Here is a 12,968-nt window from a genome sequence, read left to right on the forward strand (position 1 = left end):
TAAGCCCAGGGCTTTCACATCTGACTTATCTAGCCGCCTACACGCTCTTTACGCCCAATAATTCCGAACAACGCTTGCACCCCCCGTATTACCGCGGCTGCTGGCACGGAGTTAGCCGGTGCTTCCGCTGATGGTACCGTCAAGCAGAGAAGGTATTAACTTAACTGCATTTCTTCCCATCTGACAGAGCTTTACGACCCGAAAACCTTCCTCACTCACGCGGCGTTGCTGCGTCAGGGTTTCCCCCATTGCGCAAAATTCCTCACTGCTGCCTCCCGTAGGAGTCTGGACCGTGTTTCAGTTCCAGTGTGGCTGATCATCCTCTCAGACCAGCTAACCATCGTTGCCTTGGTAGGCCATTACCCTACCAACTAGCTAATGGTACGCGGACTCATCCTTCAGCAAAAGCATGTAAACAGAGGCCTCCTTTGACTGTATTCACCGCAGTGAATACAGTATCATCGGGTATTAGCCCATCTTTCGATGAGTTATCCCCAACTAAAGGGCAGATTATCCACGCGTTACTCACCCGTTCGCCACTTTACTCATTCGCCGAAGCGAACTTTCTCGTACGACTTGCATGTGTTAGGCACGCCGCCAGCGTTTGTTCTGAGCCAGGATCAAACTCTCCAATTTTAAATTCTTTCTTAGAGAGATAAATCTCTAACTTTTTCAAAAATAAAAGGACCCACAAATTAACTATCCCACTATTCAACTGTCAAAGAACTTTTTAAAAAGACGAAATTTAATGCTAATGAAAACTATACTCTTTGTCAAGAGTTATTTCTTTTAAAATTTAACACGAAACGCCTTTTCAATCAAAGTGAACGGCGTATCTATAATTTCTTTACCGGGGTGTCAAGCTTTATTTTACAAAAAAATAAGCAATTTTAAAACAACATTTTAAATCAGCACTTTACCTCTACTTTTATTTTACACCACCCTGATTATTGCATATTTTTTCTTACCCTTTCGAAGACGGATCTCATTGCTCTGTTTAATGTCATCATTGGTTATTTTTTCATCAATCGATTGAACCCGCTTCTCGTCGATATAAATACCTCCCTGGTCGATTAGCCTTCTTGTTTCCCCCCTGGAAGCACATAAATTAGTTTCCTCAAATAGCTCAAGAATGGACGCCGTTAAAACTTCATCCTTTGATTTCACAAAAGTAGTTATTGCGGATACATCTTGAAAGGCTTCAGACCTCGGAATAGAACTTGATTTAAAGAGAGCCAGATCAACCGGTTTTAAATTAAAATTACTGACTGACTCCTTCCATGCGGATACAGCCGCCTCTTCATAATGAGTTATTTTTGTTGCCTCAAAGGCTAATACAGCCTTGGCCATATTCAATTCAGACCCTTCGAGTCTCCTTATTTCCCTAACTTCTTCCATTGGCAAAAAGGTAAACAGGGCCAAAAATCTTTCCACGTCTTTATCGTCAGCATTGATCCAGTATTGAAAATAATCATATGGCCTCGTTAGTTCCGAATCCAGCCATATAGTCCCTTTTTCTGTCTTTCCCATCTTGTGCCCCAGGGATGTTATTATAAGAGGAAATGTCATGCCGAATGCTGTTTCACCTTCGATCCTTCTTATAAGATCGGTCCCGGCTAAAATGTTACCCCACTGGTCATTCCCCCCCATCTGGAGGACACAATTATAGTGCTTAAATAGATGCCAAAAATCATAGGCCTGCAGAAGCATATAGTTGAATTCAATGAAGTTGAGGCCTGTTTCGAGACGCATTTTGTAGCTTTCTGCGGCCAGCATCCTGTTAACACTGAAATGACGTCCAATATCCCTTAGGAATTCAATATAGTTGAGTTGGGTCAACCAGTCTGCATTATTTAACAAAATGGCGTTCCCCTCATTAAAATCAACATACCTCGAAAGCTGTTTTTTCAAATACTTCGCATTTCCGTCAATTTGCTTTCGAGTAAGAAGCTGTCGCATTTCTGTCTTTCCACTGGGATCACCAATGAGAGCAGTTCCCCCACCTATAAGGGCTATCGGCCTATGACCATGTCTTTGCATATGGGCCAGCGCCATTATGGGAACAAGGCTCCCCACATGCAAACTCGTTGCGGTGGGATCAAAGCCAATATAGCAGGTAGCACTGTTCTCCCCCAGAAGTTCGCTTATCAACTCCTCGTCAGTTACCTGTTCTATAAATCCTCTTTCAGAAAGCACGTCATACACGTTCTTCAAATTACAAGCCTCCACATCAAAATAGGCTTAGGACAAGAACAAAAAGTTTTTGTCTCTAATTTTCCAGTTTCATGTTCAATCTTTCAATGCTCACACTTTTTCCACTATCTTCATCAACATCCACTATTGTACCCTGAAGCCATACATCTCGCTTAGCCACATCAAACTTATTTGGAACACCTGTCAAGAATCTTTTCAAAATAATATCTTTTTTTATCCCTATGACAGAATCAAAAGGTCCAGTCATTCCTACATCTGTGATGTAAGCTGTGCCGCCAGGCAATATCCTCTCATCCGCTGTTTGAACATGCGTATGGGTCCCCAAAACTGCGCTTACCCGACCATCTAAAAACCAGCCGATAGCCTGTTTCTCTGAGGTAGCCTCCGCATGTATGTCTACTATTATTATACTGGTTTTGCCTTTCAGTTTTTGTATTTCTCTTTCTGCTGCTTTGAAGGGACAATCCAATGGCCGCATAAATACCCTACCCATCAAATTGATAACACCAACAAAACCTCCCGAAGAGCTGCGTACTAACACACTCCCTCTTCCGGGTAAACCCTCAGGATAGTTTGCAGGCCTAAGAAGTGTTTCATAATCTTCAATGAATTCGATAGTTTCCTTTTTGCTCCATATATGATTTCCTGATGTTAATACGTCGATATTGTTTCTATAAAGTTCCTCGACCACCTCTCTTGTTACGCCAAATCCCCCTGCAGCATTTTCACAATTAGCAATGACTAAATCTATTTCATGTTTATAAACCGCATCAGGAATAAGCCGTCTAACAACTCTTCTGCCCGGCTTACCAATTATATCCCCTATAAGTAATATCTTCAAATATCCATTTTCCTTTCTACTTCGCAAAATCTAAAACCCTGGTTTCCCTTATTACGGTAACTTTTATTTGACCAGGATAAGTTAATTCAGATTCAATTTTCTTAACAATATCTCTACATAACATTACTGCATCATCGTCAGATATTTTTTCATTTTCAACAAGTATGCGTATTTCTCTTCCTGCCTGAATCGCGTAACATTTATCAATACCACTAAAAGAATTAGCTATTCTTTCCAGTTCCTCCAGGCGTTTTACATAAGTTTCCAACATTTCACGACGAGCCCCCGGCCTTGAGGCAGAAAGAGTATCTGCTGCCTGGATAAGAACTCCAAGCAGTGTATTGGTCCGACCGTCATCATGGTGACAGGCAATAGCCTGAACAATCCCTTCCGACTCACCAAATCTTTTAGCATAATCTGCGCCGATAGCGGCATGCGTTCCTTCAATATCACGGTCAACGGCCTTTCCTATATCATGCAGTAATCCAGCTCTCTTGGCCTCTTTTATATCCATGCCCAATTCAGCAGCCATCATACCCATCAGATGAGCAACTTCCACGGAATGTTGAAGAACATTCTGGGAAAAACTTGTCCGGTATTTAAGTCTTCCAAGAAGATTGATTAATTCCAGATGAATATCGTGAACACCAACATCAAATGACACTCTTTCACCCGTTTCTCTAATAATCGTCTCCACCTCGGAGTTGACCTTACTGACAACATCTTCAATTCTCCCGGGATGAATTCTGCCATCACTTATCAGTCTTTCCAAGGATATCTTTGCCACTTCCCGCCGTACTGGATCAAAGCTTGAAAGGACTACAGCTTCGGGAGTATCATCAATAATCAAATCTATGCCCGTTGCAGCCTCTATCGCCCTGATATTTCTCCCCTCTCTACCGATAATCCTTCCTTTCATTTCATCTGTAGGTAAGTTCACTACTGATACGGTATTCTCAGCCACAAAATCACCAGCATATCTTTGAATAGCATAAGCGATGATCTCTCTCGACTTCTTATCAGAAGTACGTTTAGTTTCATCTTCTATTTTTCTTATAGTCACGGCTGCTTCATGCTTTGCTTCATCTTCCATGGATTGAATAAGATATTTTTTTGCCTCTTCAGATGAAATTCCCGCAATTTTCTCTAATTTCCTCCTCTGTTCATCAATGATACCATCTAGCTCACTATGCTTTTTATTTATAAGAGCCTCCCTACTGATCATCGTCTTTTCCCTGTTTTCCAAATTCGCTTCTTTTTGAGATAGAAGTTCCATTCTTTTGTCCAGATTTTCCTCCTTAAAACGGACCTTCTTCTCCAGATTATCAAGTTCTATATTTCTATCCCTGGTATCTTTATCGAATTCAGCCTTTGCCTTAAGAAGATTCTCCTTAGCCTGCAGAACGGATTCCTTTTTTATGGTTTCTGCTTCTTTCTTTGACTCACTAATTATTCTTTCCGATAGTTTTTTTGAGGATTCCAATCTTTTCCTGGAAACCCCTTCTCTCAGAATATATCCCAACACCACTCCTACAGTAATGGACCCAAGTATCATCAATACAATCATACTATAATGCAGCAAACCCTCTTCACCTCCTCAAATAACCATAAAAGCTTAATATCATTGCCAATAAAGGGCACGAAAATCATAAAACAGGGATTAAGATACAGGTACAGTCTAAATAAATGTGTCCCTTTCTCTTAATTAAACGTGATTGAAAGTTTAAGCCGTAAAAAGGTAAGGATAATAGAAGTTACTTGGAGAGGCAACCCGGCTTTCAACAAATGTCCGGGTCAGTTTTAATCTAATATTATTCGTAAAACACGGTGGAAGTCAATTTCAAGCAAAACAAGTAAAAATCCCCCACCTTGCCGTGTTAACAACCACCATTTTGAACCGTTTCAAAAAGTGGGAGTCTTATTGTTGCTTTAGGCTTTCTGCCTCCCTTTATTACAGGATACTGGCAGACATGCACACGGCTAACAAGGAAAGTCTCCCGGTTCTTAGGTGTTGGTTCAAAAAGTCTTTATGCTAATCACGCACATCGCAGGGGATCGTGTGTTTTGTTTCCTCTATCCAGTTAATTAATCTTTCAGTTCTGCTCTCCAACTGATTACAAGCGTCTTCTTTTTCTTTTTTAAACTTAAAAAACTCATCAGCAATGTTTAAAGCAACCAATATAGCAACATGCAATGTTGAAATGTTTCCTGAAGCACTTTCTATTTCCTTAGCCTTGTCATTAACATGCCGAACTGTTTTTGTTACGTGCTCATCCCCTGAGTCACTTAAAACCGAAATTTCTTGCTCTAGAATCTGGATGTTAAAGCGTTTTTTCAACTTCATTATATTAATCTTTGTTATGTTACACTTATATCCTTAAGCATACCAAGAAGTGAATCCACCTTTGCGCGAACAGCATCCCATTCCTCATTTAACTCTCTTATCTTTCTGTTTGCCTCTTCTATCTCTCCATCCTTATCTTTAAATAATTCCTCCAATTCCTGATTTCTCTTCTTCAGGAACGAACATTCCTCTACTATTCCTTTAATTTTTTCTTCAAGTTCATCAAACTTCGTCAATTCCAACGCTTGACCTCTCCCTATTAAACCAACCTTTTTATATTTTTTAAAACAAAAAATCTCAATCAGACAGTTGGAATTATGACAATTCAACCCGTGAAAGTCAAGACCTTATTTTTTTCGTAAGCGTTAAGCTCTAAAGTATCCCGAAAATGTATAAGAAGCAACTTTACTGCAGTCTGTCTGCCATTCCGACATAGGCAGGTTTGCCACCGGTACATTCAATACTGGTTCATTCATCCAGTATTAAGTTTTAACATTGAGAGATTTTTCACTTTTGTTTTTAATGACACTCAATGTTTACCTACTTTTCATCAATGGATTTAAAATAGCTGTGAACCATAGTCAGGAGAGATTCTTTCCCATCTATTTTCACGACCGTTTCCCTGAACCGGGAACTTCCTTTCAAGCCTTTTGTATACCACAACAGATGCTTACGGAATTTTCTCAATCCAGCCTTTTCACCAAAAAATTTTACACTCATGTCCAAGTGGTGACTGATTATATCTTCTCTTTCTTCCAAAGCAGGTGGTGAAAAGACGCTTTTATTTTTAAGATATCCCACTACATCCCTTACAATCCATGGGTTACCCAAAACCCCTCTCCCTATCATCACACCGTCACACCCCGTCACATCGAGCATCCTCTGGGCATCTTCGGGCCTTCTTATATCCCCACTCCCCACAACAGGTATATTCAAACACTTTTTTACACGCGCTATAAGTCTCCAGTCCGCCCTGCCCCCAAATCCCTGATTCACTGTACGGGGATGCAGAACCACGGCATCGACACCACAATCCTGAACAACGCGGGCTATCTCCAGGACATTTATTTCGTCGTTACTCCACCCCGAACGCATCTTAACCGTTACTGGCAGGGATGTTGCCTTCCTAATGCTTTGCAGTATAACTGCAACCTTAGAAGGATCCCTCATCAAGATACCCCCCGCCCCAGTCTTTAAAACCTTTTTTACGGGACAGCCCATATTAATATCCACAAGATCGGCACCCCTGTCTGTCACTATTTTCGTAGCTTCGGAAAGTACACCGGGGTCAGAACCAAATATCTGTACGCCGAGAGGCTTATCACCGGGCATGGATTCAAGATACTGATAGCTTTCCCCTGTTCCCCTGACCAGACCGTTAGCGCTGACCATCTCGGTGAAGCACAGAGAAAGTCCGAACTCCCTGACAAGCAATCTGAAGACGAGATCTGTAATTCCCGCCATCGGCGCTAAAAACACGTTATTTTTTAGAAATAATTTTCCTATTTTCATCTGTTTGCTCGTGAAGTGGTAAAGCTCCGTGCTATAGTTTATAACGCCTTACCCAAAAGGATTCCCGTACATGGCAGCAAATTCCGCTACACAGCTCGCTCCTTGACCAAGGACACGAATTTCAAAACTTATGTGCTATTATTTTAAGTCTTTGGTCCTTGAACCCTCAGTTAACGACCTGTCTATCAACGCTTTATTATATGCGGCAAAGATGTCTCTCCTTGAAAGAATACCCACTATCTTTCTGGGATTATTCTCATCAACTACAGGAAGCTGCTCTATATTCTTGAATCCTATTTTTTCTAAGGCACTATCCAAATCTTCATTTTCGGTAATGGTAATAACATTCGTTGTTGAGAGCTCTTTTGCCACCACCAGATGCCCTAATTCCTCTTTGAAGATGATTTCTTTAAAATCTTGAAAGGTTAATATCCCGGAGAGTAATCCACTGCTGTCAACAACCGGAAAACTTGAATGTTTGCTTAAAAGGGTAAATTCCAATAATTGTTTCAGGGGCATGTTTTCAGATACGGTTTCTACTTCATCCGTCATGGCATCCTTCACCAAAAGTGCTTTCATGACATTTGTTTCCCTACCAGCCCTTATATCAACCCCTCTTCTTAAGAGTTTCAATGTATAAATGGACTCTCTCTTGATATGATTGGCTACAACATTGCTGATAATACAGGAAAGCATGAGAGGAAGAATGATTTTGTAATCCCCTGTCATTTCAAACAGGATAAGGATGGCGCTAAGTGGACCATGTGTAGCTCCCGCAACAACCGCCCCCATACCAACAAGACTGTAAGCTCCGGGTGAAGCTGTAACGGCGGGAAATAACAAATGAACAAGGTATCCAAATGCTCCTCCTGCCATAGAGCCAATAAAAAGAGAAGGGGCAAAGATTCCGCCCGAGCCCCCGGAACCGATAGTTATTGATGTCGCAATTATTTTCACAAAAACAAGTCCTAATATTATATACCATGAGAGCTTTCCCAAAAGTACCAGCCCAATTGCATCATAACCAACCCCGAAGATATGAGGAAAAAATATCCCTATAGACCCAATTAGTAAACCGCCAAAAGCCGCCTTCGTATACTCAGGAATTTTTATCGTATCAAAAAAATCCTCGGTTTTATAAAGAACTTTAGTAAAGACGACGCCAACGATACCAGCAACAACGCCAAGTACCACGTAAAGAGGAAGTTCCCAGGTGCTGACAAGAGTATAATGAGGAATTGTGAATGCAGGATAATTCCCCAGATGAACCCGCGAAATCACAGTAGCCATTACCGACGAAACCACTATGGGACTGAAGGCAGCAATACCAAACTCTCCAAGCACTATCTCCAGTGCGAACATAGCACCGGCAATCGGAGCATTAAACGTTGCCGCAATCCCGGCAGCAGCTCCGCAACCCACAAGGGTTCTCATCCGGTCTGCCGATACCCCTAAAACCTGCCCCAAGGCAGATCCGATTGCCGAACCTATCTGAACGATAGGTCCCTCTCTACCTACAGAACCACCTGACCCCATACAAATTGCAGATGCAAAAGTTTTGACTAAAACAACCCTTTTTCTGATTATCCCACCCTTCAGGGCAACTGCTTCCATAACCTCGGGAACACCATGTCCTTTTGCTTCCCTTGCAAAAAAATAAACAATTGGACCTACAAGTACTCCACCTACAATGGGCGGGACAAGTTTTTTGTACCAGGGAAGACCTGATAAAAGTTCGAGAAAGCTCCCTCCATCACTTCCAAAAAACACCCCCTGAAAAAAAGTTATCAACCATCTAAATCCAACCGCCCCATACCCCCCCAGCACACCAACAATAATCGCCATGAAAATCATCATGGCATGTTCGTTCGTCCTTAATCTGGATATCACTCCTGTTTTTGAAAAAATCTCCATAAATCTTTCTTCCTGCAAAAGTAGAAAATTACATTAACCAGATTTTTTATCTTTTAGCATCAGCTTTTGCAAGAAAAACTTTAAAAACAGATTCCTCGTGATACAACAATGCCGTCTTTCAAGAAAGTGTGTTTATGTGCGTAGAAGGTATTGATAAAATCGCTCACCTTAGGATGAAACTTTTGAGGGCTTGATATCGCAACGAAGGAGGCAGAAAACAATATTGTTAAGGAAGACATTTTAAAATAGCAAAACATATGGCGGAAGCGATGGAAGGAAATCTAACCTGAAATTCTACGTTTTTATAAACCGGATCAACAGACGTTATTGTTTCGGTCAATCTGGAATCTTCAACTTCTGTTTGACATATATCCGGTTTCTAAATCTCAGCTTATTAAGCTTCAGCAAGGTGCTAATAGTAGTATTGTGTCTCCTGGCAATCCTTTCTAAGGTATCTCCCTTCTTTACAATATAGACAGACCTTTTTAGTCGTACTTCGACAGGAATCTTCAATTTCTGTTTAACGTATATTTGATTGGCATGCTTCAATTTGTTGAGTTTTAACAATGTTTTGATACTGGTGTTGTGTCTTCTCGCAATTCTCTCCAGAGCATCTCCCTTTTTGACGACGTATACAAAACTTTTCTGCCGTGGTGTTGAAACGGGAGATGATCTTTTATGGTCATCTTTCACGATATGGATTGGACTTGCCGGCTTGGAAACCGGGATAAAATCAATTATGGAGGAAGCAATCGCCCTTGCTATTTTAGCCTGAAACTTAGTGGTACGTAACAAACGTTCTTCTTTTGGATTTGAAATATAGGCAGTCTCTACCAGAACAGAAGGAATCTCAGGCAATTTCAGTATCATTAACGGTGCCTCCTGAACCTTGTGGAATTTAAGGTGATTTACCTTTTTAATATTTTCAAGAGTGTCGGAAGCAAGGGTTTTTGATAAATTTATAGTTTCTGTTTGAACCATATTAAGGGTTATCGGATCAGATTCATTGTTATACTGGCCGTTGGGGGAACCAGCAATAATATCGGAAAGGTTTTCCCTTCTGGCTAAAAGCCTGGCGGCTTCACTACTTGCCCTCCTTGTCGATAAACAATAAACAGAACTTCCACTTGATTTTCGGTATCTGCAGGCATCTGCATGAATACTTACAAAAAGATCGGCGCCATATTCCCTTGCTATCTTCAATCTTTTCTTAAATGGCACATAGTAGTCACCTTTTCTTGTAAGAAAAGCCCGATAACCTTTCTTTTTGTTCAGTATGTTTTTTAATTTCTGTGCAATCTCAAGGACAACGTCTTTCTCCTTTGTTCCATTTCGTCCAACTGCCCCTGGATCTTCCCCCCCGTGACCTGGATCTATAACTATTGTCTTATCCTTCCTTGAAATTTTGAACTGTTTTCTTTCTTCGATCTCTTTTTTTTCTACATCCGGGAGCCTGATGTCGACCACTGTACGGTTAGGTTTATTGAGAAGTTTCTTCAACTTGAACACCTTTGTTTCGACATTGCCCGCCAGCCATAATTCTACTCTGACTGTACCGCGAGGTAAGGGCATCACCAGGATCTTGTAGATTCCCGGCTTATTCAAAACATAAAGGTGCGGAATTGCTTTAGGAAAGACAGTTTTTTTGAAATCAATAGATATTTTTTGAGCAGTCTTTGTTACTTTAAATTTCGCCGCTTTACTGGTATCAATCACGACTCTGGTATAGTCAGGAGCTGCCCAATACCTGATGTTAAGAATGTTAATAAGGCCAAAAGCATGAGAAATAGGAAGGAAAAAGCAAAACAGCACTGTGAAAAAGATAATTTTCTTTATTTTGATCATGTTTTGGTGTAAGAAGCCTTTTTCTAAAGTTCTTGGTATTTTCAAAGTCAATGTAAACTTATCAAATTAACTGAAGGATTTCAACCATACGTAGAAAATGTATTGACAATAGTCATCCTTGATGACATTTTCATAAGGAGAAATATGAGGAGTTCATCTGTATGAAGATAAAAGACATGCTTTTAAAGAAAAAATTCACACTTTCCTTTGAGGTTTTCCCACCTGTTAGAGAGGGAGATATTAAAAGCCTGTTTTCAACAATTCGGGAACTGGAAGAATTAAACCCCGACTTCATTTCAGTTACTTATGGTGCCGGCGGAAGTACACGAGACAAATCAATAGAGATTGCATCTAAAGTCAAAAACGAGGTTAATAGAGAAGTCCTGGCACATCTAACCTGTGTGCAATCTTCAATGGATGATATTTCCAGAATCCTCGACGAATTCAAAAAGGAGAACATGAAAAACATCCTTGCACTGAGGGGTGATCTACCAGAAGGTGAAACTGAATTTATCAGAACAGAAGGAGGATTCAGTTATGCCAATGAACTGGTTGAGTTTGTTAAAGCAAGCGATGATTTCTCAATAGGTGTTGCCGGTTATCCCGAAGGTCATATTGAAGCTCCAAGTTTTGAAGTTGATTTGGGCAATTTGAAACGTAAGGTGGACGCTGGAGCAGATTTTATTATTACGCAGCTATTTTTCAACAACGAAGATTTTTACAGATTTAGGGACAAAGCTTTAGAAATAGGAATCAGTGTGCCGATTATTCCAGGTATTTTCCCGATCCTGAATTACAAACAGGCATGTAGAATCGCATCCCTCTGTGGAGCCAAAATACCGTCCAAGCTTAATCGGAAGATATATCGTTTAAAAGAAAATCCGGAAGAAATAGAAAAATACGGCATTGAATACGCAATCATCCAGACTGAAAACCTGATAAAAAACGATGTACGGGGTCTCCATATCTACAGCATGAACAAAAGCCATCCGGCAAAACAAATTTTAGCGGAACTGTCATACCCCAGATAAATGGTCAGGTGGTCATGAACAACAGGTATACAACCCAATAACACCAGTAAATATGGCACATAACTGAAGGGGGCTTTACTCTTACTGAAAAAATATTGAAAATTAATGAAACAAGTTATATAAGCAACTATTAGCTTTCAGCCTCCAACTCAATTGTATATAATAATACTTTTGAAAGACTGAGAATTTAACCATAACTGTTTGCTAACCGCTGAACGCTTGCAATTAATGGGCGATTAGCTCAGTTGGATAGAGCACTGGTCTCCGGAACCAGAGGCCGCGGGTTCAAGTCCCGCATCGCCTACTAACTATTTTGAGGAAAAAACTTGATTTATATAAAAGTATATTATAGTAACAGCCGGCTATAAAAACTCTCAATAAGTATTAATGAGGAGGTAGTAATTTGAGAAGATATGAAACGATCTTTATCGCCCATCCCGATCTGCCTGATGATACCATCAGTGAAGTAGTTGAACGACTCAGTAAAATAATAACAGATCTAAAAGGTATTGTAGTTAAGGTTGAAAGATGGGGCAAGAGGAAACTGGCTTATCCAATTAAAAAACAACAAAAAGGATATTACATTCTTATGGATTTTGTTGGTGAAAGAACCGTTGTTACTGAGTTGGAAAAAAACATGAAGTTTGATGATAATGTTTTAAAATACCTATCTGTAAAGAAAACCGAAGAGGTTGATCTGGAAGAAATTGAAAAGGAAGTAGCCGGTTCCAGTAAGGATGAAGAGACAGAAGAGATTGCTTCGATAAATATGGTAAAGGACATAGATGATGGGAAGCCCCCGGAAGAATCACCGGAAGAAAAGGAGCACAGCGAATAGAAAATGACAAATGATAGGGGAAATAAAAAAAAACCATATACAAAAGGGAAAAAATTCTTTCACAGAAGAAAGGTTTGCAGATTTTGCAGTAATTCAAACATGAAAATGGATTACAAAGATCCAGGTACACTAAGAATTTTTCTCACCGAGAGAGGCAAGATTGTACCCAGAAGAATTTCAGGAAATTGCGCTAAACATCAAAGGGAACTAACCTCAGAAATCAGAAAAGCCAGAACAATAGCCCTTTTACCTTTTGTGACTACCGAAGGTTGATATGATCGTAAGAAGCACCAGATGAGGCTTTGCATAATACCAATATTGTCATTGCGAGCGAAGCGAAGCAATCTCATAACATATTGATAATTCATAAGATTGCCGCGTCGCTAAAGCTCCTCGCAATGACCAGAATTGCAGTTTTGCAAAGCTCTC

The 12,968-nt window shown here is 40.4% G+C and carries 10 protein-coding genes, 1 tRNA gene, 1 rRNA gene and 1 other RNA gene; 4 read left to right on the forward strand and 9 right to left on the reverse strand.

Features of this window, described 5'->3' with window-relative positions:
• From Q7J27_01150 to Q7J27_01190, 9 genes are all read right to left on the reverse strand, one after another.
• Positions 1 to 636, reverse strand: a 16S ribosomal RNA gene (locus Q7J27_01150); the annotation flags it as partial.
• A 297-nt stretch (positions 637 to 933) separates the two neighbouring features.
• Complete coding sequence (tyrS, locus tag Q7J27_01155) at positions 934 to 2,205, reverse strand: tyrosine--tRNA ligase (GenBank protein ID MDO9527748.1); 1,272 nt, start codon at positions 2,203 to 2,205, stop codon at positions 934 to 936.
• 64 nt (positions 2,206 to 2,269) lie between these two features.
• Entirely contained in the window at positions 2,270 to 3,055 is a 786-nt protein-coding gene (locus Q7J27_01160; protein ID MDO9527749.1) for a TIGR00282 family metallophosphoesterase, read from the reverse strand.
• Positions 3,056 to 3,071: 16 nt separating this feature from the next.
• Entirely contained in the window at positions 3,072 to 4,637 is a 1,566-nt protein-coding gene (rny, locus tag Q7J27_01165; GenBank protein ID MDO9527750.1) for a ribonuclease Y, read from the reverse strand.
• A 275-nt stretch (positions 4,638 to 4,912) separates the two neighbouring features.
• A non-coding RNA gene (ssrS, locus tag Q7J27_01170) (6S RNA) lies at positions 4,913 to 5,112 on the reverse strand.
• Between the two features lie 301 nt (positions 5,113 to 5,413).
• On the reverse strand, positions 5,414 to 5,641 hold the full coding sequence (locus Q7J27_01175; protein ID MDO9527751.1) for a cell division protein ZapB: 228 nt from the start codon (positions 5,639 to 5,641) through the stop codon (positions 5,414 to 5,416).
• 298 nt (positions 5,642 to 5,939) lie between these two features.
• Entirely contained in the window at positions 5,940 to 6,911 is a 972-nt protein-coding gene (dusB, locus tag Q7J27_01180; GenBank protein MDO9527752.1) for a tRNA dihydrouridine synthase DusB, read from the reverse strand.
• A gap of 138 nt (positions 6,912 to 7,049) precedes the next feature.
• Positions 7,050 to 8,825: a chloride channel protein gene (locus tag Q7J27_01185; GenBank protein ID MDO9527753.1), complete on the reverse strand. Its 1,776-nt coding sequence runs from the start codon at positions 8,823 to 8,825 to the stop codon at positions 7,050 to 7,052.
• Between the two features lie 336 nt (positions 8,826 to 9,161).
• Entirely contained in the window at positions 9,162 to 10,670 is a 1,509-nt protein-coding gene (locus tag Q7J27_01190; GenBank protein MDO9527754.1) for an N-acetylmuramoyl-L-alanine amidase, read from the reverse strand.
• 161 nt (positions 10,671 to 10,831) lie between these two features.
• Between Q7J27_01190 and metF the strand changes: the two genes are divergently transcribed.
• The 4 genes from metF (at position 10,832) to rpsR (ending at position 12,812) form a co-directional block, all read left to right on the forward strand.
• On the forward strand, positions 10,832 to 11,701 hold the full coding sequence (metF, locus tag Q7J27_01195; GenBank protein MDO9527755.1) for a methylenetetrahydrofolate reductase [NAD(P)H]: 870 nt from the start codon (positions 10,832 to 10,834) through the stop codon (positions 11,699 to 11,701).
• A 230-nt stretch (positions 11,702 to 11,931) separates the two neighbouring features.
• Positions 11,932 to 12,005 (forward strand) — tRNA-Arg (locus Q7J27_01200).
• 99 nt (positions 12,006 to 12,104) lie between these two features.
• Positions 12,105 to 12,539 (forward strand): 30S ribosomal protein S6, encoded by a 435-nt coding sequence (gene rpsF / locus Q7J27_01205; protein ID MDO9527756.1) that lies wholly within the window; start codon positions 12,105 to 12,107, stop codon positions 12,537 to 12,539.
• Between the two features lie 3 nt (positions 12,540 to 12,542).
• Complete coding sequence (gene rpsR / locus Q7J27_01210) at positions 12,543 to 12,812, forward strand: 30S ribosomal protein S18 (GenBank protein MDO9527757.1); 270 nt, start codon at positions 12,543 to 12,545, stop codon at positions 12,810 to 12,812.
• Positions 12,813 to 12,968 lie beyond the last annotated feature (156 nt).

Source organism: Syntrophales bacterium (assembly GCA_030655775.1).
GTDB lineage: Bacteria > Desulfobacterota > Syntrophia > Syntrophales > JADFWA01 > JAUSPI01.